This window comes from Candidatus Pelagibacter sp. HIMB1542 (genome assembly GCF_052047835.1).
In the GTDB taxonomy this organism is placed as follows: Bacteria; Pseudomonadota; Alphaproteobacteria; order Pelagibacterales; family Pelagibacteraceae; genus Pelagibacter.
The window spans coordinates 295,792-317,589 of the sequence record NZ_JBNAJB010000001.1; the positions used below are offsets into that span (position 1 = coordinate 295,792).

Annotated in this window: 20 protein-coding genes; 6 read left to right on the forward strand and 14 right to left on the reverse strand. The window is 31.6% G+C overall.

Features of this window, described 5'->3' with window-relative positions:
• Positions 1-2 precede the first annotated feature (2 nt).
• Together ACTTBI_RS01555 and ACTTBI_RS01560 are read right to left on the reverse strand one after the other, a co-directional pair.
• Positions 3-965, reverse strand: a complete 963-nt coding sequence (locus ACTTBI_RS01555) for an ester cyclase (RefSeq protein WP_440652300.1) — start codon at positions 963-965, stop codon at positions 3-5.
• Positions 965-1,909: a cupin domain-containing protein gene (locus ACTTBI_RS01560; protein ID WP_440652301.1), complete on the reverse strand. Its 945-nt coding sequence runs from the start codon at positions 1,907-1,909 to the stop codon at positions 965-967. The genes ACTTBI_RS01555 and ACTTBI_RS01560 overlap by 1 nt, the downstream gene beginning before the upstream one ends.
• A gap of 49 nt (positions 1,910-1,958) precedes the next feature.
• Between ACTTBI_RS01560 and ACTTBI_RS01565 the strand changes: the two genes are divergently transcribed.
• Positions 1,959-3,044, forward strand: coding sequence for an ester cyclase (locus ACTTBI_RS01565; RefSeq protein ID WP_440652302.1), 1,086 nt, complete (start codon positions 1,959-1,961; stop codon positions 3,042-3,044).
• On the opposite strand, the gene ACTTBI_RS01570 is transcribed toward ACTTBI_RS01565, so the two are convergent.
• The 6 genes from ACTTBI_RS01570 to ACTTBI_RS01595 all read right to left on the reverse strand — a co-directional run bounded on the left by ACTTBI_RS01570 (position 3,041) and on the right by ACTTBI_RS01595 (position 9,990).
• Entirely contained in the window at positions 3,041-3,406 is a 366-nt protein-coding gene (locus ACTTBI_RS01570; protein WP_075505893.1) for a rhodanese-like domain-containing protein, read from the reverse strand. The two genes, ACTTBI_RS01565 and ACTTBI_RS01570, sit on opposite strands and share 4 nt — an antisense overlap.
• 24 nt (positions 3,407-3,430) lie before the next feature.
• Positions 3,431-4,711 carry a histidinol dehydrogenase gene (gene hisD, locus ACTTBI_RS01575; RefSeq protein ID WP_440614200.1) on the reverse strand — a complete coding sequence of 427 codons (1,281 nt, stop codon included), beginning with the start codon at positions 4,709-4,711 and terminating at the stop codon, positions 3,431-3,433.
• A gap of 61 nt (positions 4,712-4,772) precedes the next feature.
• Positions 4,773-5,684 carry a bifunctional enoyl-CoA hydratase/phosphate acetyltransferase gene (locus ACTTBI_RS01580; protein ID WP_440652303.1) on the reverse strand — a complete coding sequence of 304 codons (912 nt, stop codon included), beginning with the start codon at positions 5,682-5,684 and terminating at the stop codon, positions 4,773-4,775.
• Between the two features lie 4 nt (positions 5,685-5,688).
• Positions 5,689-6,744: an ABC transporter ATP-binding protein gene (locus ACTTBI_RS01585; RefSeq protein WP_440633527.1), complete on the reverse strand. Its 1,056-nt coding sequence runs from the start codon at positions 6,742-6,744 to the stop codon at positions 5,689-5,691.
• Positions 6,745-6,747: 3 nt separating this feature from the next.
• Positions 6,748-8,940 (reverse strand): ABC transporter permease, encoded by a 2,193-nt coding sequence (locus ACTTBI_RS01590; protein WP_440652304.1) that lies wholly within the window; start codon positions 8,938-8,940, stop codon positions 6,748-6,750.
• Positions 8,941-8,952: 12 nt separating this feature from the next.
• Positions 8,953-9,990, reverse strand: coding sequence for an ABC transporter substrate-binding protein (locus ACTTBI_RS01595; protein WP_262590513.1), 1,038 nt, complete (start codon positions 9,988-9,990; stop codon positions 8,953-8,955).
• Positions 9,991-10,145: 155 nt separating this feature from the next.
• Here ACTTBI_RS01595 and ACTTBI_RS01600 point away from each other — a divergent pair, with 155 nt between their 5' ends.
• Positions 10,146-10,994 carry a bile acid:sodium symporter family protein gene (locus ACTTBI_RS01600; RefSeq protein ID WP_440652305.1) on the forward strand — a complete coding sequence of 283 codons (849 nt, stop codon included), beginning with the start codon at positions 10,146-10,148 and terminating at the stop codon, positions 10,992-10,994.
• Here the strand turns inward: ACTTBI_RS01600 and ACTTBI_RS01605 are convergent.
• The gene (locus ACTTBI_RS01605; RefSeq protein WP_440652306.1) at positions 10,987-11,943 is read right to left on the reverse strand and encodes a MarR family transcriptional regulator; all 957 of its coding nucleotides are present in this window, start codon (positions 11,941-11,943) and stop codon (positions 10,987-10,989) included. The genes ACTTBI_RS01600 and ACTTBI_RS01605 overlap by 8 nt on opposite strands.
• A 114-nt stretch (positions 11,944-12,057) precedes the next feature.
• Here ACTTBI_RS01605 and ACTTBI_RS01610 point away from each other — a divergent pair, with 114 nt between their 5' ends.
• On the forward strand, positions 12,058-12,255 hold the full coding sequence (locus ACTTBI_RS01610; RefSeq protein ID WP_440652307.1) for a hypothetical protein: 198 nt from the start codon (positions 12,058-12,060) through the stop codon (positions 12,253-12,255).
• Here the strand turns inward: ACTTBI_RS01610 and ACTTBI_RS01615 are convergent.
• Genes ACTTBI_RS01615 through ACTTBI_RS01625 form a run of 3 tightly spaced genes read right to left on the reverse strand, consistent with a single transcriptional unit; the run spans position 12,235 to position 15,894 of the window.
• Positions 12,235-13,248, reverse strand: a complete 1,014-nt coding sequence (locus ACTTBI_RS01615) for an Ldh family oxidoreductase (RefSeq protein WP_440652308.1) — start codon at positions 13,246-13,248, stop codon at positions 12,235-12,237. The two genes, ACTTBI_RS01610 and ACTTBI_RS01615, sit on opposite strands and share 21 nt — an antisense overlap.
• Complete coding sequence (locus ACTTBI_RS01620) at positions 13,249-14,403, reverse strand: epoxide hydrolase family protein (protein ID WP_440652309.1); 1,155 nt, start codon at positions 14,401-14,403, stop codon at positions 13,249-13,251.
• A gap of 3 nt (positions 14,404-14,406) precedes the next feature.
• On the reverse strand, positions 14,407-15,894 hold the full coding sequence (locus ACTTBI_RS01625) for an aldehyde dehydrogenase (protein ID WP_440634456.1): 1,488 nt from the start codon (positions 15,892-15,894) through the stop codon (positions 14,407-14,409).
• Between the two features lie 224 nt (positions 15,895-16,118).
• Here ACTTBI_RS01625 and ACTTBI_RS01630 point away from each other — a divergent pair, with 224 nt between their 5' ends.
• The 3 genes from ACTTBI_RS01630 (at position 16,119) to ACTTBI_RS01640 (ending at position 19,042) form a co-directional block, all read left to right on the forward strand.
• The gene (locus tag ACTTBI_RS01630; RefSeq protein ID WP_440614214.1) at positions 16,119-17,159 is read left to right on the forward strand and encodes a TRAP transporter substrate-binding protein; all 1,041 of its coding nucleotides are present in this window, start codon (positions 16,119-16,121) and stop codon (positions 17,157-17,159) included.
• Between the two features lie 90 nt (positions 17,160-17,249).
• The gene (locus ACTTBI_RS01635; RefSeq protein ID WP_440633518.1) at positions 17,250-18,533 is read left to right on the forward strand and encodes a TRAP transporter large permease; all 1,284 of its coding nucleotides are present in this window, start codon (positions 17,250-17,252) and stop codon (positions 18,531-18,533) included.
• Positions 18,533-19,042 (forward strand): TRAP transporter small permease, encoded by a 510-nt coding sequence (locus tag ACTTBI_RS01640; RefSeq protein ID WP_440652310.1) that lies wholly within the window; start codon positions 18,533-18,535, stop codon positions 19,040-19,042. Before ACTTBI_RS01635 ends, ACTTBI_RS01640 begins: the two co-directional genes overlap by 1 nt.
• A gap of 18 nt (positions 19,043-19,060) precedes the next feature.
• Here the strand turns inward: ACTTBI_RS01640 and ACTTBI_RS01645 are convergent, their stop codons facing one another.
• Both ACTTBI_RS01645 and ACTTBI_RS01650 read right to left on the reverse strand, forming a co-directional pair.
• Positions 19,061-20,986, reverse strand: a complete 1,926-nt coding sequence (locus ACTTBI_RS01645; RefSeq protein ID WP_440652311.1) for an ABC transporter permease subunit — start codon at positions 20,984-20,986, stop codon at positions 19,061-19,063.
• The gene (locus tag ACTTBI_RS01650; protein ID WP_179850418.1) at positions 20,986-21,783 is read right to left on the reverse strand and encodes an ATP-binding cassette domain-containing protein; all 798 of its coding nucleotides are present in this window, start codon (positions 21,781-21,783) and stop codon (positions 20,986-20,988) included. The genes ACTTBI_RS01645 and ACTTBI_RS01650 overlap by 1 nt, the downstream gene beginning before the upstream one ends.
• Between the last annotated feature and the right edge of the window lie 15 nt (positions 21,784-21,798).

Genomic DNA, 21,798 nt, shown 5'->3' on the forward strand with positions numbered 1-21,798 from the left:
ATTTATTTCATTAAAATTTGTTTCCAAATTGCAATCTCATCAAACAAAACCCATTCTCTTATAACATTTTCATCAATTATTTCTGCATGGTTTATACCCATTATAAAAATATTTTTATTTGATTTTTCTCCAAATTCTTCAGTGTCTTTAGAATGTTTACCCTCTAGAAACCATCTTATTGATGCTTTAGGATTTTTGTCTTCCTCTTCTAAATAACCAATGTGCTCAACAGAAAATTTCATATTACTCAAAGTATTTTTTAAAGCATTCCAAAATTTCATTATATCCTCTCTCCCATGTCCGATTTTGTTTCCAGGCCAATAAATAGTTGCAGCTCTTGCATAGTTGGAAAAATCATAATCATCTTTAAAGATATTTTTTAATATTTTGGAGTATTTACCTCCAGCAGAATCATTAGGTACAACGTCTTGTTTGTAATCTGAATTCATCTCAGAATTTGAATTAAATAATTGTTTTGCTTTTTCAACACCACCTTCTTTATCTATAAGCATTTGCGCAAAATCTTTTGGTGTAAATCCTATTTGTCTTACCATTGCACCTTGATCACGAACAATCCATTCATCATAGACTTGATTATTTTTGCATGCACAATCAGCAATTACTCTGTAATAAATATCTTTACCAGTTGGTTTGCCGTATGAACCATCACCAAGATGTGTTCCTTTACTTAAAATTCTATGAGATGAATGATAACCGATATCATCATTTCCATTCCAAATCACATCTTCACCAAGCAATTGTCTGTTAGGAAATTCTTTTAAGGTCGCATAAGTAGCATCGATTACAGGTTTGTTTCCATAGGTGACACCAAATGGTGATCTAACTGGAATGTTATCGCTATAAAATTGACCAATAGACTCAACATCTTTATTTTCCCAAATTTGTTTAGTTATTTTTAGTATGTAATCAGGAAAGTTTTTATATTTTGGATCAAAACCTTTCATTAGATTTGTGTTACACAATTTAAGTAACTGTCCTCATTTTCATCTATTTTAATATTAACTTTTGAATTAATTGGAATAGAAATTGTGTCTTTAGCATTTAAAACACACTTAAAATCATCAATCATAATTTCCCATTTTCCAGTTCTTGAGAACATTATTGTAGGTTTTTCAAATTTTAAATTATTAATATAGCCTTTACTGGATTTTAAAATTGAAAGATTAAATCCGGTATCTTGATTTATTACTGGAGAGAACTCTTTTTTTTCAAATTTGCTTCCAAGAATTTGAATTAAATTAACATTCTCATTGAGTTTGTTTTCATGTTTTGAATTTTCATTACTTTTACATATAAACTTTTCTAGTTGATCCAATTTATAGTTATCAAATTTTTTTATTTCCTCTTGAGAAATAGGCTCGAGAATTGTTTTTCCGTCTGGAATTTGATTAACAGATAAATCAATTAATGAATTATCATTTAATAGTGCCATACCAGTTTTTTTTGCTTTTTCTAAAACACTTGGAACCCAAGTTATTATTCCAGGATCATCTCCACCTAAAACAACAAAAATTAGTCCTTCTTCGTCACCTGCGTTTTCAAATGCTCTAAACATGTTAGTTGGTATTGAAATTATGTCACCAGCATTCAAAATTGTTTCATCTTTTCCTTCTGCTCCCCAATAAAATCTCCATCTACCAGAATAAATAACAAATACTTCTGCAGTTGTGTGACTATGTAGGCCCGAACCATTTTGGGGAAGTGCTGACACAGCGCCTAAATTAAAACTATGAGGCATAGCAATTTTTATAAATTGTTTGCTATCTTCAGCTACACCAGGTCCAACTATAGAATAATTTTTTCTTTCTTTGTGACCTTCAAGTTTTCCTTCCACAAAGGGCAGGGTGCTTGGAACCAACTCATTAAATTTTGCTAACCTATTTTCCATATGTTTTTCTAATTGAATTATGTTATTAACCCTACTTAAATTATTATAAATGCCAATACAACAATTTGATACAGGTTTAAAAGAACGGCAAGGTGTAAAAAAATTAGAAATTACACCTGAAGAAAATTTCAATAATAAAACAAAAGTAAGAGGCTACTTAAAAACAATTATAGAAGGTGGAATATCTAAATTAGATCAAAATTTAGAAAATTATTTTGACAAAGATGTAAAAGTTAATTGTTTTCACCCTGTTAATGAATTTGAAGGTGCAAATACATTTAAAGAAAAATTTTGGCTACCTCTATTTGAAGCTTTTCCAGACATTGAGAGAAGAGAACAGATAGTCATTGGGGGTACATTTAGAGATAAAGTTCAAGTTGGATCAGTATCGATGCTTTCAGGCACATTCAAAAAATCTATTTTTGGGATAAAGCCAATTAATAAAATGGTAAATCTTAAATGCTGTGAAGTTCATGAATTGAAAAATGATAAAATTGTAGAGAGTTATATCTTAATTGATTTATTAGATTTAATATTTCAAACAGGAAAAAATCCAATTAATCCTTCAAGAGGTTCAGAGGGAAATTGGCTAAATCCAATTAATACAGATGGTGTAAATTATTTTGAAAAAGATATGAAAGTTTCTGAAGCAAGTTTAGACCAATCATTAACGATGCAAAGAAGCTTGAATATAAAGCCAGAGTTGGAAACTAATTCAGATGAAGAATTAAAAGATAAATTAATTAATCATCCACAAAGTGAATTTTGGCATGATAAAATGATATGGTATGGACCAAGTGGAATAGGCACTGGAAGAAACTTAGAGGGATTTGTTGATAACCATCAGTTACCATTTAGAAAAACTTTTAAAGAAAGAAATTATTGGAAACTAGGACATTACTGTGAACTTGGCGATGGAAACTTTTCAATGACTGCTGGCTGGCATAGCATACAAGCAGTTTATGGATCAGATGACTGGTTAGGATACAAATCTAATAATCAAAAAGTTACTATGAGAGTGATGGATTTTTACCATCACCACGAAGGTAAAATTAGAGAAAATTGGGTGCCTATAGACTTAATACATATACTTAAGCAAATAGGAATTGATGTTTTAGAGTTAATTAAGGACTAATCTTTTAACTTATCCCACTCAGACATACCGCCTGTAATATTTTTAACGTTTTTAATTCCCATTTCTTTCATTGTTTTTGTAGCAAGAGTTCCTTGACCACCTAAGCCACAAAATACAACATATTCTTTGTCAGGATTATTTTTAAAAGTATCGTTTTCAATAGGACTTCCTTCAGCTAAATAAAATTCTAGCAAACCTCTATCTAAATGCATTGCATTTCCAATAGTCCCTTTAGAAAAACTTTCTTTATCTCTAACATCAATAAATTGAACATTAGGATCATTTAATTTCTTCTTTGCTTCTTCAGCAGTGATGTTTTCAATTTCATTGCTGACGCTCATTACTTCTTCAAATTTTTTCATGTTAAATCCTATTTAATAAATTGTTTAGTAACCGTATTTTTTCAATCTAACATCACCAGTTCTTGCATGAGCTTCCATTCCTTCATATCTTGAAAGTCTAGCAGCAGCTGCTCCAACAAGTTCAGTAGATTCTTTAGTCATTCTTTGGAAACTTAAAGTTTTGATAAATTTACCAACAAACAACCCACCCGTATATCTTCCAGCACCTTTAGTTGGAAGAATATGATTTGTTCCTGAACATTTATCACCATAAGCAACAGTTGTTTCTTCACCGATAAATAAAGAGCCGTAATTTTTTAATCTTTTGTGGAACCACTCTAAGTTTTTAGTTTGAACTTCTAAGTGTTCAGGTGCGTACTCATCACTAATTGTCGCCATTTCCTCGTCTGTATCACAAAGAACAACTTCTCCGTAATCTCTCCAAGCAGCTTCAGCATTAGTTCTTGGTAACTCAGGAAGATCAGCAATTAGTTCAGGCACTCTTTTAATTACCTTTTCTGCTAATTCTTTACTTGTTGTCCAAAGCCAAGCAGGTGAATTATATCCGTGCTCTGCTTGACCCACTAAATCTACTGCAACGATTTCTGGATCTGCGTTTTCATCAGCAATAATTCCAATTTCTGTTGGACCTGCAAATAAATCAATACCTACTTTACCAAATAAAATTCTTTTAGCTTCAGCAACAAATTGGTTTCCAGGACCTACCAATATATCAGCAGGCGCATTTCCAAATAAACCATTTGTCATTGCAGCTATTGCTTGAACTCCACCTAAATTCATAATTACATCTGCACCACAAAGATCAGCTGTGTAAACAATAGTTGGATGAACACCAACACCAGGTTTTGGAGAGCTACATACTAAAATATTTTTAACTCCTGCTACTTTTGCAGTTGTTACACTCATTACTGCAGATGCAATGTGAGCATATCTTCCAGCAGGTACATAACATCCAGCTGTATTAACAGGAATTAATCTTTGACCTGCATATAAACCTTCAGACAATTCAACTTCAAAATCTTGACCATAATTTTTTAATTGAGCTTCCGCAAATTTTCTCACTCTTTCGTGAGCGAACTGAACATCATCTTTAGTTTTTTGATCTAAATTTTTTTTAATATCTTCAATTTTTTCTTTAGAGATAACTACTTCACCTTCATACTTATCAAATTTTTTAGAAAGTTCTTTGCAACCTTCTTCTTTGCTTGTTTCAATATCTTTAAGAATATTTTCAACTATTTCTCTTGTTTTTGTATCATCAGTTGATGATGTTTTTGGTGATTTTTTTAAGTATGTAATTGCCATTTCTCTCCTTTTAAAATTTAAAGTTTTTTAGGTTAATTTCTAAAAAAATTCAATTAATCATTTAGTCCAAAGCTACTACTGCCGCAGCTATAGATGCTAATCTTGCTTGCGCTTCATCAGATCTACTAGTTATTACAACTGGAACTTTTCCTCCAACCACAACTCCTGCAGCACAGGCACCCATGAAATAAATCATCATTTTAACTAGAGCATTTCCAGTTTCAACACTTGGAACCAACAATACATCAGCTTCTCCTGCAACTAAATTTTTAATGCCTTTAATACCAGCAGATTTTTTAGAAATACTATTATCAAAAGCTAAAGGTCCAAACACATCTGCGTTTAAATTTTCTTCTTTAGCAAGTTTTGTTATTTCAGCAGCTTCAATTGAACTTGGTACACTATCCAAAACTTCTTCAGTTGCAGATAATACAGAAACTTTTGGTCTTTCAATTCCTATACGATTTGAAAAATTTATTACATTTTTGAGAATATGCATTTTGGTTTTAACATTTGGCAAAACATTTAAAGCACCATCAGTTATTATTAATGGCTTATCATCTTTTCCAATAGTCATATGCCAGATATGACTTAATCTTGTTTTACCCAATAAGTTGTACTCTCGCTTTAAAACTTCTTTCATAAGAACATCAGTATGAATATGTCCTTTAACAATTATTTTAACTTTACCTTCACTTGCAAGTTTAGCTGCAATTTTTGCCGTATTGTTTTCAACTGGCTCATGGATAAGTTCATATTTTGAAATATCCCACCCAAGGTCTTCAGCACATTTTTGTATTTCAACTTCATGACCAATAAAAACTGGTTCAATTAGATTTTCATTTACAGCATCTTGAACAGACAACATAGGTAAAGGTTTACCAGCATTTACTACTGCAACCTTAACTCCTTTTTTACTATGAGCTCTATCTAACAGTTTATTTGGACAGACAATTTCTTTATTTGAAAGCATAATTTTAGTCGTTAAGAATTTTTACTTCTTGCTCATTTATACTCAAGAAAACTTCTTCTCCAACTTTAAAAATGTCATTTGTATCACCAGATACGACATATAATTTGCCAACTTTTGAATTTAAAATATATTGATAACTACTGCCCACAAAAGATGCATTATTTACAGTAGCATGAATACAATTATCACCTTTATTTCTATCAATTGATATTTTTTCTGGTCTTAAGGCAACAGAAATATCTCCATTTAATTCATTGTCACTTTGAATTTTGATATTCATTTCAGCTATTTTGATATCATATGAATTTGAATTTTTATTTATAACCTCGGCTTTCACAACATTTGCATCACCAATAAAGTTTGCAACAAATTTGTTTCTAGGAAAATTATAAAGATCTTTTGGACTACCTTCTTGAGCAATCACGGCATTGTTCATTACAATTACTTTGTCTGAGATTGCCAAGGCTTCTTCTTGATCATGTGTTACGTAAATAGTTGTAACTCCTAATTTTTGTTGTATTTCTCTAATGTCTTCTCTTACTTGTCTTCTTAATTTTGCATCTAAGTTTGAAAGAGGTTCATCAAACAGAAGCACTTTTGGCTCTAATACAATCGCTCTTGCAACAGCAACCCTTTGTTGTTGTCCTCCAGATAATTCTGAAGGCATTCTATTTTCATATCCTTCAAGGTTTACTAGTTTTAATGTTTCTAATGATTTTTGAACGTATTCTTCTTTATTTACATTGATCATTTTTAAGCCATAAGAAACATTTTCCAATACACTCATGTGTGGAAACAAAGCGTAAGATTGAAATACCATAGACACGTCTCTATCTGTTGCAGGCAGTAATGTTACGTCCTCATCATCAACTAAAATTTTTCCACTTGTAGCTCTTTCTAGACCTGCAATAATTCTTAGTGAAGTAGTTTTCCCACATCCGGATGGACCAAGCAAAGTTGTCAACGTTCCAGCTTCAAATTTACAACTAACATTATCAACAGCTGTAGTTTCGTTAAATTTCTTTGTAATATTTTCAAACTTTACTTCAGCTTTTTTCATTATCTAAATTCCCTGTAAAATTGATGAATTTTGATCTCTTCTTCCTAGTTTACGTTTTCCTATTATTAATTGCATTAACATAATTGTAAACAACATTACTACAATTAAAGCAGATGAATATACTATCGCTAAACCATAGTCATTATTTTCTAATCTTCCTAAAATATAAGATACTGCTAGATCGTAATTTGCACTGACCAAGAATATAACAGCACTAATTGCTGTCATTGCTCTTACAAAACTAAATACTAATGAAGCAGTAATTGCTGGTTTAAGCAATGGAAGAATTATATTTCTAAAAGTTTGAGCACTTGATGCATTTAAAGTTGAAGAAGCTTCATCTAAATGAGGATCAAGTTGGTTCATGGCAGCTATTCCAGCTCTTACACCAACTGGCATATTCCTAAATACAAATGCAATTACTAAAATAATTCCTGTCCCTGTTAGCTCTAATGGTGGAACGTTAAAAGCAAAAACATAACTTACACCAATAACACTACCAGGTATTGCAAAACTCAACATGGTTCCAAATTCAAAAGCATTTTTGCCTTTAAATCTATGTCTTGTTAAAAGATAGGCAGTTAAAATTCCTATTGCAGCAGTTGGTAAAGATGAAATCAAAGCAATTGTAAATGTTGTATTAAATGAATTCCACGCAGTTCCAGTCCATAAAAATCCTCTATCTTCTACCCACTCAACACTGAAGGCTTCAATATAATGTTTTAAAGTAAAGCTATGATCAATGCCCCACATTTCTACAAATCCACCAAACATAATCATGACGTAGATAATAAAAGTTAGTAAAGCCCAAGGAAGCACTGTTGAATAAATTACCCATTTTGTTTTATTCGGTAGCTCAGGATGAACACCACTATCTCCTTTACCAGAAATTGAAATATAAGATTTTTTTCCTAACCATTGATTTTGAAGATAAAAAACAACTAAGACTACGGACAATAAAATCATTGCAAGTATTGCTGCTTTAGTTTCATCATATTGTGCACCTACAATTGTAAAAAATATTTCTGTTGATAGAACATCGTACTCAGCTCCAAGGACTAACGGGTTTCCAAAGTCTGCTAAACTTTCAATAAAGCCAAGTAGAAATGCATTGGCTATTCCTGGCCTCATTAAAGGCAATGTAACAGTTTTAAAAACTTGCCACTTTGAAGCCCTTAATGTTTGTGATGCCTCTTCCATTGATGGGCTGACACTTTCTACAACACCAATTAAAACTAAAAACGCAATAGGTGTGAAAGCAAGAGTTTGTGCAAACCAAATCCCTGGTAAGCCATAAATCCATCTTGAAGGTTCGATATCAAATCCCCATTCAAGAAACGAACTCACAACACCAGTTCTTCCAAATAAAATTATGATAGCTAAACCAATTACAAATGGAGGGGTAATGATTGGTAAAACAGATAATATTCTAACTGTTTTTTTAAATTTAAAACTGGTTCTTGCAATTAAAAGAGCAAAACCTAAACCTAAAATTGTCGATGAAAAAGCTGTAAGTGTACCCATGGTAATAGTGTTCCAAAAAACACCACAAGCATAGTCACTATATAAACAATCTAATCCCCATATCCCTTTGTTAAAAATCTTATCTGAAAAATTACTAATTTCGTAACCACCTTCAGTTCCTTTAAAGGCTACACCAAACATTCTAAATATTGGAAAAAAAACAAAAGTAGATACTAAAATAATTATACTTCCAATACTTCCTACAATAAAATTATCTCCATTTAACCAGCCACGAGATGCAAGGCCGTGAGTAATATAAAATATAAAAGCACAACATGTTAGTACTGCACCTGAACCCATTCCATATTGATTTTCTACATCTCCAAAAATTGATTGGAATATTTCATAATTCCACCCTCTGATCCCAACAGCAAAACCTTGTAAGAAAAAATAAAAGAAACCAAATAAACCTGAGTACAAAAATATTTTTGAATACAGAGGATTGGTTTGATTTAATTTAATTGTAGTTAAGGGTAAAAATAATGGAAAGATTAATGGGAATAACCAATATTTTTTATTTATAAAAACTTGAGGTAGGGCAGATCCGTAATCTTCTAAAGAATACTCTAAAATCCAATTGATTGAGAAAAACCCGTCACCTGTTACATACCATGGAAAGAGAAAGAAACCTGTTCCACCAATTAGTATCCAACAAATGACGAGCCCTCTCATTAATTCCTAAAATTATCTAGGAATTACAGATACGTCTTTATCCCACTTAGATAACAGACTCGCTCTTGTTGCTTTATCTCCATAAACTTTAAAATTGTAATCAATCAAGTTTATAGTTGATAAATCTGGAGCATCAGGATCAGCTTTTGCTTTAGTATTAGATGGTACTTGCAAAGATTTTCCTGAAGTGAACACCATAGTTTGTATTGCAGGACTTAATGCCCAGTCATAAAACTTTTTAGCTTCCTTCATATTTCTTGCACCAGCAATAATACTCATTGATCCAACCTCATAACCAGTTCCTTCTTCAGGAGAAACAGTTACTACAGGTAAACCTTTCTTAGTTTGTTTCACACCATCGTGTTGGAAACAAATACCAATTAAGTTTTCACCTCTTCCAGTTGCTTTAATTGGAGCAGAACCAGATTTAGTATAAGTGTTTATATTTGCATGAAGTTTCTTCATGTAATCCCAACCTTTATCTTCTCCAAAAATTTGAAGAATTGTAGCTAAAGTTGTGTAAGCAGTTCCAGATGAATTTGGATTTGCTACTTGGATTTCACCTTTGTAAATAGGTTTTGTTAAGTCCATCCATGATTTAGGAGCTGGAAGACCTTTTTTTGCTAAAAGATCTTTATTGTATCCAAAACCTAATGCACCAACATAAATTCCTACAGATTTATAGTCAGCATTTTTTGCTTGGTTTTGAGCTGCTGGTAATAAATCATCAAAGTGTTTTGATTTATATTTTTCAGTTAAATTTTCCTGAGCAGCTGTTAAGTGTGGATCACCAGTTCCACCAAACCAAACATCACCTTTTGGATTAGAAGCTTCTGCTTTAATTTTTGCAAAAGTTTCACCACTACTTGCTCTTGTCATTGCAACTTTTGTGCCTGTTTCTTTTTCATAAGCTTGTTCAAGCATTTCACAAACATCAATTTCAACACTGCAATATAAAGTTAACTTTGCAGCAGAAGCTTTGTTTGTTAAGCCAAACATTGTTAATGAAAAAAGAAGGACAATAGATGCTATTTTTAATAGTTTATTCATAATATCCTCTCTAAAGTTATATTAACGAGAAAGTTATTATGATTTTAATTTAATTGTTACCGTTTTATTACAAAATACACCTTCAGGTTTAATTTTTTTTTTAGTTATCCATATCAGATGTATGATATAAAAATTTTTATTGAGAGGGTAGATATTTGGAGATTGTAACTAAAATAGCACCGTTAGCTTTAGCGTTGATAATGCTTGGCCTAGGACTTGGTTTATCTGTAAAAGATTTTACGAGAGTAATTAGAAATCCAAAAGATTTTTTAATTGGAATAACTTGCCAATTAATTCTTTTACCAATTGTAGCTTACATATTGGTTCTAATTTTAAGATTACCAATCGAAATAGCTTTAGGTTTAATGATTATAGCTGCAGCACCAGGAGGTGTTACATCAAATGTTCTGACCAAGTTTGCAGATGGAGATGTAGCTTTATCAATTTCTTTAACAGCTGTTGGAAGTTTAATTAGTATTATTTCAGTTCCATTTATAGTTTTTACTTCAGCTGGAATACTAGGGGTTACTGAAATGTCTACAGATATTACGATGACAGGGATTGCACTTAAAATGGCTCTGGTTGTAACTGTTCCAGTAATTATAGGAATGGTTATAAGAGCATTTGCAGAGAATTTTATCTCTTCAAATATTAACATTGTCAATAGAACTACTAGTTTATTATTTGTTATTGTATTTGCAGCAATATGGATTGAGGAAAGAGAAAATATTTTTAATTATTTAGCTCAAGCTGGAATAGCGGTTTTAATTTTAAATATAGTGATGATGATTTTAGCTTTTTATATTGCTAAAGTTTTTGCAACTGGAGTTGCTCAGAGAAAATGCATTTCTTTAGAGTGCGGCCTTCAAAATGGAACTTTAGCAGTATTTGTTGCATCTCAAATTTTTAATGATGTTGCTTACATGATACCAATAGCTGCTTATGCTTTAGTCATGTATATTACGGGATTTATTTTTATATATATTTTAAGAAGATCTAGTTAATTGTAGCTTTATTTAAAATTTTATAAATTAGTTCTGAAATTTCTTTTATTGTTTGTTCTTGTATTTTTTGGGTTTTTGAAAAAATTTTTTCATCAATTTTAACTGAAATTAATTTTTTTTGATCCATTTTTGCTAAACCTCTTTTAATTAAAAAATTAACTTTTCGAACAACAGTCGGTCTTGGAATACCTGTAATCTCTGATATTGACATGGAATTCAAACCAACTGTATCTGCATAAGATATTCGCTTTCTCCACTTTTCAATATCTATATCCTGGATAATAAATTTTTTACTTGATGATGCATTTGATATTATAAGCAAAGCTACGCATAATGTTTCTAAATCTTTTGTTTCTTTTCTCCATCTGAAAAAGTAAGAAAAAATAAATTTATAAAATTCGTACCAACAATATGAGAAATTATTCTTAATAGTATCTGTTATTTCATTGGAAGAAAAAGAGTTTGGAATTTTATTTTCTTGTTTTAAAATTTTTGAAGAAATTGATACCAAATACGATATATTTTTTAATGCACTTATTGGCTGTACTGTTTCATAAGCAGATCTATCAATAAAAATTTTTTTTCTTGTTCGTCTAATTACGCCTATTTTTTCTAGATAAATAATCTTTCTTCTTACATTTTCTTTAGGCATTTGAAGATCTCTAGAAATTTCAATTATTTTAATTGCTTCGATTTCTAAAGTTTTGTCTTTATAAAAGGTGTTGTAATCGACCTGAATTCCATTTTTTTTAAAAAATTTAAAATTATTATTAACCAAATAGATCAAGATCATATACATTTCTATGTCTTTGAAATTTGAATAAGCACTAATTACCCATTCAGATACAAATTTATAAAAAGCTGGAACGAAATTATTAAATTTTTTATTGATTACTGATGTAACCTTTTTTTCATCCAGTGCATCAGATATGCTTGGTAGTGTGCTCATGATTTAAAAAAACCCAATATGGACAATACATAAATAAGAGTCAACCCATTTTGGACATTCCTAATATGTAATAATGTAACTATTAATGATTAAATGATTTTGTATTTAAAAATTATGAGTACAAAAAGCTTAAATAGAACATCCGTTGAAATTGAGAACCCCCCTCAAAATATTGAAGCTCCACAAAGAGTGAATGTGGATGTTCTAAAGCAAAGACTTCTTGAAGAGAAAAAAAAAGAAAAAGTTAAAAGAACAATCATTGTTTCTTCTGTTGTTGCTTGTTTAGGAGTTTTAACTTTTTTTACTTATTAAAGTTTCTAAATCTTTTTTAATAATATCAGGAATATTTATTTCTTTTTTAAGATTTTGTTTGTAACGATTAAATTTGTTTTGTCCTGGATACATTATTTCTTTAACACCTTTAATCTTAGGAAGTTTTTTTATTGTTTTAATATTGTCTTTAATTCTTTGATTATAATTTTTTTGAAATAAGTTTGCTTTAAACGTTATAAACAAATGTCCAATATTTTGCGGACCTGTAAAATCATCAAAAGGATCTTTAACTCGACCTGCATGATTTCCTCCTGTTAATACTCCACTTAAAATATCAACCATCCAAGCAAGTCCTGAACCTCTAAAACCAGCAATAGGTAATTGAACTCCTGCTAATGCTTTTTTCGCATCAGTAGTTGGTTTTCCAAATTTATCTAATGCTACACCAGCTGGAATTGTTTGATTGTTTCTTGCAGCAACTCTAATTTTACCTCTGTTAATCATTGAAATTGATGTATCTAAAATAAAAGGAATTTTAGAACCAGTTGGAGTTCCAAAACAAATTGGATTAGTTCCAAATAAAGTTTTTAACGCACCATGAGGAGCAACTGCTGGGGGAGCATTTGTATAAATCATTGCTATTAAATTTTTCTTAACCGCTTGTTCTGCGTAATAACCTGATAAACCATAGTGACCACTATTTTTTACCGCAACCATTCCAATACCAGTTTTTTGAGCATTTTTGATTGCAGTTTTTATTCCAAGATCAGCAGCAACAAATCCAATACTATTGTTTGCATCAATATGTGAGATAGAAGATGAAATTTTTTTAATTTTTATTTTTGGTTGTGGATTAATTACTTTCTTAGAAATTCTATCACAATACATTTTAAGTCTTGATAAACCATGACCATAAGCACCAACTAGTTCTGCATTGATTAAAGCATTAGCAGAAATTAAAGCATGATCTTTACTTAAACCAAACTTTTGAAAAATCTTAATTACTTGTTTTTTTAATAGGGGTGTTTTCACTTATTTGAATATTTTTAAATCTTCGTTAAAAAAATTTTTAATATCATTAATTAATAAATTTGGAACCTCTAAAGCTGCAAAATGACCACCTTTAGGAAATTTTTTCCATCTTTTAATATTAAAAATTCTGTTTACGTAAGATTTTGGAGGCCACTCTAGCATTTCTTTTGGAAATTCTGCTATTGCTGTTGGAACATTTATTTTTTTAAAATTTTTTGGAAAAGACCTGCCACCTTCTTTTCTTCTTCCAAAATAAATCCAAGCAGCAGTATTAAAACTATTTGTTATTATATAGATCATTATGTTTGATATTAATTCATCATTTGAAAATGTTTTTTCTATCTTCCCTTTATTTAGGTGTGACCAACCGTGAAACTTTTCTAAAATCCAGGCGGCTGTTCCGACCGGACTATCTATCATTGCATAAGATAAACTTTGTGGCTTTGTTGCTTGTTGAGTTCTGTAGCCTTCCTGCATTATTTGATCAGAGTTGAATTTTTTTTCCCATTTTTTTTCTTTATTATTTCTTGGTCCTTTTGGATGTCGGATTGGCAAACAATTAATATGAATTCCCTTACAATTTTTTGCACTATCAAGACCAATCCATGCAGCAATAGTCGCTCCCCAATCTCCACCTTGCACAATGTAATTTTTATGACCTAAATTTTTGACCATAAATTTATTTAAAATTTTTCCAATCTTTCTTGGACCTAAAGCTTTTTTAATCGGAGTTGAAAAACCAAATCCTGGTAATGAGGGCACAATGACATCAAAACCATCTTCAATTTTTCCACCAAATTTTTCAGGATGAGCAAGCTTTGGAATGATATCAAAAAACTCAATTACACTACCTGGCCAACCGTGCAAAAGTAACAATGGTCTAGATTTTGGATTTTTACTTTTTTCAATAATAAAATGCAGATTTATACCATCCACATTAGTCTTATAGTTTTTAAAAGAATTAATTTTGTTTTCAAATTTCTTCCAGTTATATTTTGAAACCCAATATTGAGATATTTTTTTTAAATAATTATAATTAGTTCCATACTCCCATCCATTTACATTTTGCATCATGTTCCACGGATAGGCTCTTACTTTTTTGTAAATATTATTAAGCGTGCTTTTAGGCACACTTATTTTGTATGGTTTGATCATCAATTAGTTATGACTTATCCAAATAGTTTTCGTTTGAAGAAATGAATTTAAAGCTTCAGTACCTTGATCTCTACTTAATGAGCCTGATTGCTTATATCCCCCAAAAGGTGTTTTGATATCTCCCTCAGAAAAAGTATTCACTGACACAGTTCCACAAGGCAAACTTTTAGCTAAATGAAATGCTCTGTTTATGTCTTGTGTAAACACACTTGCATGTAATCCATATTTAGAATTACTTGCAATTTTCAAAGCTTCTTCATCATTTTTTACAGTTAACACTCCAAGCACAGGTCCAAAAATTTCCTCTTGAGCGATAGTCATATTTTCTTTTAATCCATCAAACAAAGTTGGTTTTGCATAAAAACCCTTTTGCTTCTTACTTGAAACTCCACCAGATAAAAGTTTTGCTCCTTCATCAATACCTGTTTGAATATATCCATCAACAGTTTGTAGGTGACCTTTAGAAATCATAGATCCCATATTTGATTTAAGATCTAATGGATCTCCAACTTTTAACTTTTTAACTTTTTTGATAATTTTATGTAAAAATTCATCTTTAACTTTCTTATGAACTATCTGTCTCATATTGGCTGAACAGTTTTGTCCACCATTCCAAAATGCAGAATTCATCGCGTTATCTATTAAGTCATCAGTAATTTTAGCATCTTCTAATACTATAAACGGACTTTTTCCTCCCATTTCTAATGCAACAGGTTTTAAATTACTTTCACTTGCGTATTTTAAAAAGTATCCTCCAACCTCAGTTGAACCTGTAAATGAAACTGCATCAACATCTTTATGTCGACCTAAAGCTTCACCAACATCGCCATAACCTGGAAGCACATTTAAAACACCATCCGGTACACCAGCTTCTTTTGCAATTTGAGCAACTCTAATAGCTGTGAGTGGTGTATCCTCCGCTGGTTTAATTATTACTGAACAACCCGCTGCAAGTGCTGGGGCCATTTTCCATACCGCCATCATTAAAGGAAAGTTCCAAGGAACAATTCCAGCAACAACACCAATTGGTTCTTTAACAATTAAACTAGTAATAGATGGCTCTGTTGGACCAACTTTTCCAAAAACTTTATCAATTAATTCTCCATACCACTGAAAATGCATTGGAGCATCATTTGCAACTTCATTAATACAATCAGCAATAAGTTTACCTGTGTCTATACATTCTAAAACTGAATTTTCATCACCATGTTTTCTCAGTAATTCAGCAAATTTTAATAAAACTTCTTTTCGATGTTCAGGTGAACTTTTAGACCACACTCCACTATTAAATGCCTTTCTTGAAACTTTAACTGCCAAGTCAACATCCTTATGATTACATTTTGCAACAGCACAAAGTTTTTTACCAGTTGCAGGATTAATTGTTTCAAATTTTTGTCCATCAATAGCATTTACATATTTACCATTAATAAATGCTCTTCCTTCAAATTTAATTTTACTAGCTATTACTTTATATTTGTTACCTGAACTCATAAATTTTTCCTATATTGAATTTATTTTATTTATTAAATTTAATCTAAGGTTCCTAAAGATTAAAATAAATAGATTTACAAAAAGATTAATCATACAATTCAAAACTGCATCACTATAAAATAATTTTATAATAACTACTTTTTTTCTATACTTCTAACTTAAAGTTAATTAGGCTTCAATTAATTTAAATTGATACTTTAACTAACTAAGAGGAGATAAATAAAATGTTTATTAAAACAATAAGCAAGACACTTATAAAAGTGGCTGCAATTATTTTCTTTGCACAAGCTGCTTATGCAGAAGTAACTCTTAAGCTTGGAACTACTGGTAGATTGGGTATGCCAATTGGTGACGCAATTGACCAGGCTTTAATACCAGCTATGGAGAAAGCATCTGGGGGTAAAATGAAAATTGAACCTCACTACCAAAGAAGCTTATGCGCAGAACAAAAATGTGGTGAACAAGCTAACCAAGGGCTTATAGCTTTGTGGACTAGTTCTACTGCAAACTATGGTAACTTTGGGCCTGAATTAGCAATTTTCGATTTGCCTTTTATTTTCAAATCATTAGAGGACGCTAAAAGAATATCAGATGAATGGTTAGCTGAAAGACAGTGTAAACTAGCTCTTGAAAATGCTGGTCATATTTGCCTTTCTGTATATTCAAGTGGAGGATTTAGACAGCTTGGAAATGCAACTAAACCTGTTCACGAACCAGATGATATGAAAGGACTTAAATGGAGAACTACTAAAAGTCCTGTTGAGTTCATGCTAGTTAAAAACTGGGGTGCAACACCAACACCTTATGACTGGAGTCAATTATATCAAGGTCTTCAATCAGGTGTAGTTGAAGGTCAGTATGTTGCTAGTCCATGGCAGCATGTAGCAAAACTTCATGAAGTTGCAAAATATTTCACTGAGATCGGAGGAATGTGGTCTGGAAATATCTTAGCGATGGATGCTAAACAGTACAATGCATTGTCTGACCAACAAAGAAAATGGTTACATGAAGCAGCTGATGCTTATGGAGAAAAAGTAAACGAGTTGGATAACGCTTGGATTAAAAATGGTGAAGATGCAATTAAAGCATCTGCTAAAGAGTGGTATGTTCCAACAGAAGCAGAAATGACTAAGTGGAGAGCTGGTGCAATCGGTGCTTGGTTAGATGCTAAGGGTACTTTTGAACCAGAAGTTGCTAAAAGAGTGCTTCTTGAACAAGGTATGGATGGATTTGTAGCTCAGTTAGAAGCAGCTGGAGCTCTATAAGTCTTCAATTAAAACTTTGTGAAGACCATTTAGTTCTATTTTAGAATTAGATGGTCTTTACCTAAAAAAAATCATAACTTATAAAGATCTATGGAAAGTATTATTTTACTTGTCGTACTCCTTTTGCTAATTTTATTAGGAGCTCCAATTGGCTTTATATTAATACTCATACCATTTGTTTATATTCTATTAACAGATGCCGTTCCTCTCGTTTTAATTCCCAGTCAAATGTTTACCGCTATAGACTCGGTTCCATTGACTGCCATTGCATTCTTTATGTTAACAGGTGAGCTGATGACAAGTGCAACAATTACTGACCGTTTAGTTGCTTTAAGTAGAGCATTAATTGGCCGTATAAGAGGAGGGTTGGCTCAAGTTAATGTTCTTGTGAGTATGTTTTTTGCAGGCATGAATGGTTCTGTTGTAGCAGATACTGCAACTGTTGGAGCGTTAGTTTTACCAGCTATGAAGAAAGCTGGTTATCCTGCAGCATTTTCAGCTGCGGTTACAGGTGTAAGTTCCACAATAGGAGGAATTATTCCACCCAGTATCATGATGATCGTTCTTGCTAACGCAACTGAAATTTCAATTGCATCTTTATTTGCAGCTGGGATTGTTCCAGGTATTTTGATTGGTGTTGTTATAATGGTAATCAATCATTACTTTGCAGTTAAATATAATTTCGAGCGTAGTGATCAGCCGTTCTCAGTTCGTCGAGCTGGTAAAGAATTGTATCGTTCTTCATTTGCTCTTTTAATACCTTTAGTATTAGTAGGTTCGGTGATGGGAGGTGTCGCATCGGTTGTTGAGGCAGGTGCTATCACTGCTTTAGTTGCTTTGTTTACTGGTGTATTTGTTTACCGAACTATCAAATGGAAAGATTGTACTGGTGCTTTTCGTAGAGCATTCCGTAATTCAGCAATGGTTTTTATCATTATAGCTGCTTCAGGACCTTTTAGTTGGTTACTTACCTCACTTGGAGCAATTGGTGACCTTGAAACTTGGCTTTTAGGTTTAGCGGATTCTCCAATATTATTTATTTTAGCATTAATATTGTTTATTTTTCTTCTTGGAACCGTAATGGACTCAGCAGTAAACATTATCATTGTTGGTCCAGTGCTTGTGAATGTTATGTCTCAAGCAGGTTTTCCTGAAGTACAAGCTGCAATCGTTGTAATAGTAGGATTTTTAATTGGATCAGTTACACCACCAGTTGGTGTTGCGTACTTTACATCTGCAACAATAGCTCAAGTGCGTTTAGAAAAAGTAGCTGTTGCTTTAATTCCTTACCTGGTTGGACTATTTTTACTTTTATTTTTTATCTTAGTTGTTCCAGAATTAACAATGTTTCTTCCTAATCTATTGAGTAATTAATGATGAAATTTTTGAATAGTATTGATCGTTTTGTTCATAGGGTGCTTGAAGCTATGTGCTCAATATTTTTAGCAGCAATGGTTGGTTTCACTCTTTATAATGTTACGATGAGATATGTTTTTAATAATCCTCCTGTATGGGGAGATCTACTTACAGTATTAAGTAATATTTGGTTGATGTTTATAGCACTTTCTTTGACAGCTAGAGATAATGAACATGTAGCTTTAAATTTAATATATGAAAAATTACCAGAGAGAGTTTCCTTATACATTCGTCAGTTCTGGAAAGTTATGATTATGATAATTGGTATCGTCTTAATTATATATGGAATTGAACTTGTAGAAGGTATGAGAGGGAAGTATTGGGAAATGTGGTATTTTGAAATTAGTATGCAGGGTATTGAGTTCAAACCTAATTATATGCCTAAAAAATATGCAGTTGCAATTTTGCCATTAGCTGGATTTTTAACTACCGTTGGTGCTGCAATAAGTTTTATTAAAAAAGTCTAACTTTTAAATTAATGTTAATTAACCTTTGCCTCTCCAAGGTATAGTTTTATCAATTATTTTTCTTAAAGTAACATCGAATAATAAACCAAGAAGACCCATAATAAATATCGTTATCCAAATGACTTCGTACTGAAAGTATTTTTTAGCAACGTTTTCAACAAAACCAATACCAGTGGTTCCAGCTAAAAATTCTGCTGCAACTAGTGTTCCCCAACACATACCAACTGCAACCCTTATTCCAGTTAAAATTTCTGGAAGAGAATTTGGGAAAATTACATATCTTAAGATTTGTTTTTTTGTAGCTCCTAATGAGTGAGCAGCATGAATTTTTGATAATTGAGTTCCTGATGCTCCAGCTCTTGCTGAAATAATCATAATAGATAAAGAGACCATAAATAATAAAAATATTTTTCCAGAGTTATCAATTCCAAGTACAGAAATAATTAAAGGAGCCCAAGCAAGTGGTGGGACCGGTCTATAAAGTTCAATTAATGGATCAAAGAAGCCTTTTGCAAATCTATTAAGACCCATAAATAATCCTAATGGAACACCAATAATAATTCCAAACACTAATCCTAAAAATACCCGCATAAAAGAATCCCAGATATGTCCGTATGGAACTGGAACTTTGAATAATTTAAAGTCACCAGTAACAACTTTTAAAACATTGCTTTTAAAGTTCTCTTTAACTATTCCATCTTTTGTATGAACTGGATACTCACCAGGTAAAATATCAGCTATCCAATCTGGTAAAACAAAGCCAATCATTTTACTAACATCAACCATTTCAATCCATAAAAGAGGAACATTTTTGTATCCAACACTTGGTTTAGACATCAATACAAACTTATTAAATGTATCAGATGGTTTAGGTAACCATCTACCAGAACCTTGTTCTGAACAAGTAGGTCCACTTGCAACAATTGTTCCAGCAGGAAATAAAAGTATATCGATTAATCTTAATCCAGCTTGTTCTTTATTTTGTAACTCATCAAACTCTATGATTGCTGCTTGCATTTCATTTAATGCATTAGGAGGGTAGATACTTGCAAATTCTATTCTTCTTGCAATTTTAACTATATTTTTTGCATAGTCAGATGCTATTTCTTCACTATCATCTAAATCTTTTCTGTAAGCTTTAATGTCATCTTTAAGTTGTTTAATTGAGCTTTTGAAAGGTGGATTATGATTTTTTAATTTAAAAAACTTGTCATCAATTTTTTTTAATTCTGCTGCAGCTGCATGAAATTTTAAACCTTTATTTGTTTGAGGTGCAGTTGGTATTTCAATTGTATTTTCAATAGACCCACTTCCAGAATCTATTGTAGTAATTCCCCAGCCACCTTGTTCATCAATAAGTTTTTGTCTTTCAGTTTTTTGTGCATCTGTCTCAAAGGGATAATCTTTCTTTTGGAAATTAGAACTTAGAAGTTTTATTTCTTCCGTTATTTCTTGAAGTTTAATTTTGGTATCCATTTCCATTAATTCTTCACTTGTTAACAGTGGAATTAATTTAGAAGTTCTATCAATGTAGCTTACAAGAATTGTTTTTTGTTGATCATTTAGATCTGGAGATCCATTTATTTCATTTGCAATTTTTACAAGATTTTTATTTTCAATTTTAATAATGGATGTACTTTTGAACTCTCTTTCTTCAATAGGGAACTGATATTTTAAACCTAATAACGACTCATTAATTTTAGCAACCTGACATAATTCATTAGCTGATTTTGGATAAAAACCTTTTGCAATATCCCATGAATAATAAAGCCAGAGCATCAGGATTGCACTACTTCCAACAATTACCCAGTGCGTTCCACCTTTAGCTCTTTCTGGATTTCCAAAAACTGCATCTACTTTTTCAGTTCTGATTAATCTTCGTCCATAAAGAATACACCCAATAACTGAAACGATAATTAATATTGTTACAAATTGGGTTAACATTAATTATCTTTCCCCATTATTTCTTCTTCCATATTCCAGATCATGGATAAAATTTCTTCTCTAGTAGATGAAAATTCTTTATTTTTTTTAATTTCTCTTAAATCTTGAGTAAGGCCCATTTCAGCAAATGGAAGATTGTACTCTTTATGTATTCTTCCAGGTCTTGGTGCCATTACATATAATCTTTCACCAAGTAAAAGAGCTTCTTCAACAGAATGAGTAATTAAAATAATTGTTTTTCCAGTTTCTTTCCAAATTTTTAAAACTAAAGACTGCATCTTTTCTCTTGTTAATGCATCTAAAGCACCTAATGGCTCATCCATTAAAATTAAATCAGGATCATTAATCAAACATCTTGCAAGAGCAACTCTTTGCTGCATACCACCTGATAATTGATAAGTAGGAGTGTTACCAAATCCTTTTAACCCAACTATATCTAACCATTCTTCAACTTTTTTTGCGGTTACTTCTGGATCTTCACTTTTCATACGAAGACCAAAGTTTACGTTTTCAGCAACTGTTAACCATTCAAACAAAGCACCTTGTTGAAACACCATTCCTCGTTCAACACCAGGTCCATCTATTTCATTATTGTTTAAAGTAATTTTTCCCGAAGTCGGTCTTAAAAATCCAGCAGTAATATTTAATAAAGTTGTTTTTCCACAACCAGATGGGCCAAGAACAGTAAGTAGTTCTCCTTTTTTTAAAGTAAAACTCACATCTTTTAATGCATGAACCGTTTCTCCTTTTGGAGTTTTAAAAATCATATTTAGATTTTGAGAAACAAGATCACTCATAGCGCCCTTATATTA

Excerpts from the sequence above, each read along its gene's own strand:
- ACTTBI_RS01590 (WP_440652304.1), bottom strand. The coding sequence starts at position 8,940 with ATGAGAGGGCTCGTCATTTGTTGGATACTAATTGGTGGAACAGGTTTC.
- ACTTBI_RS01650 (WP_179850418.1), bottom strand. The coding sequence starts at position 21,783 with ATGAGTGATCTTGTTTCTCAAAATCTAAATATGATTTTTAAAACTCCA.
- ACTTBI_RS01620 (WP_440652309.1), bottom strand. The coding sequence starts at position 14,403 with ATGATCAAACCATACAAAATAAGTGTGCCTAAAAGCACGCTTAATAAT.
- ACTTBI_RS01605 (WP_440652306.1), bottom strand. The coding sequence starts at position 11,943 with ATGAGCACACTACCAAGCATATCTGATGCACTGGATGAAAAAAAGGTT.
- ACTTBI_RS01630 (WP_440614214.1), top strand. The coding sequence starts at position 16,119 with ATGTTTATTAAAACAATAAGCAAGACACTTATAAAAGTGGCTGCAATT.
- ACTTBI_RS01570 (WP_075505893.1), bottom strand. The coding sequence starts at position 3,406 with ATGAAAAAATTTGAAGAAGTAATGAGCGTCAGCAATGAAATTGAAAAC.
- ACTTBI_RS01625 (WP_440634456.1), bottom strand. The coding sequence starts at position 15,894 with ATGAGTTCAGGTAACAAATATAAAGTAATAGCTAGTAAAATTAAATTT.
- ACTTBI_RS01595 (WP_262590513.1), bottom strand. The coding sequence starts at position 9,990 with ATGAATAAACTATTAAAAATAGCATCTATTGTCCTTCTTTTTTCATTA.
- ACTTBI_RS01585 (WP_440633527.1), bottom strand. The coding sequence starts at position 6,744 with ATGAAAAAAGCTGAAGTAAAGTTTGAAAATATTACAAAGAAATTTAAC.
- ACTTBI_RS01610 (WP_440652307.1), top strand. The coding sequence starts at position 12,058 with ATGAGTACAAAAAGCTTAAATAGAACATCCGTTGAAATTGAGAACCCC.
- ACTTBI_RS01580 (WP_440652303.1), bottom strand. The coding sequence starts at position 5,684 with ATGCTTTCAAATAAAGAAATTGTCTGTCCAAATAAACTGTTAGATAGA.
- ACTTBI_RS01555 (WP_440652300.1), bottom strand. The coding sequence starts at position 965 with ATGAAAGGTTTTGATCCAAAATATAAAAACTTTCCTGATTACATACTA.
- hisD (WP_440614200.1), bottom strand. The coding sequence starts at position 4,711 with ATGGCAATTACATACTTAAAAAAATCACCAAAAACATCATCAACTGAT.
- ACTTBI_RS01560 (WP_440652301.1), bottom strand. The coding sequence starts at position 1,909 with ATGGAAAATAGGTTAGCAAAATTTAATGAGTTGGTTCCAAGCACCCTG.
- ACTTBI_RS01635 (WP_440633518.1), top strand. The coding sequence starts at position 17,250 with ATGGAAAGTATTATTTTACTTGTCGTACTCCTTTTGCTAATTTTATTA.
- ACTTBI_RS01645 (WP_440652311.1), bottom strand. The coding sequence starts at position 20,986 with ATGTTAACCCAATTTGTAACAATATTAATTATCGTTTCAGTTATTGGG.
- ACTTBI_RS01565 (WP_440652302.1), top strand. The coding sequence starts at position 1,959 with ATGCCAATACAACAATTTGATACAGGTTTAAAAGAACGGCAAGGTGTA.
- ACTTBI_RS01640 (WP_440652310.1), top strand. The coding sequence starts at position 18,533 with ATGATGAAATTTTTGAATAGTATTGATCGTTTTGTTCATAGGGTGCTT.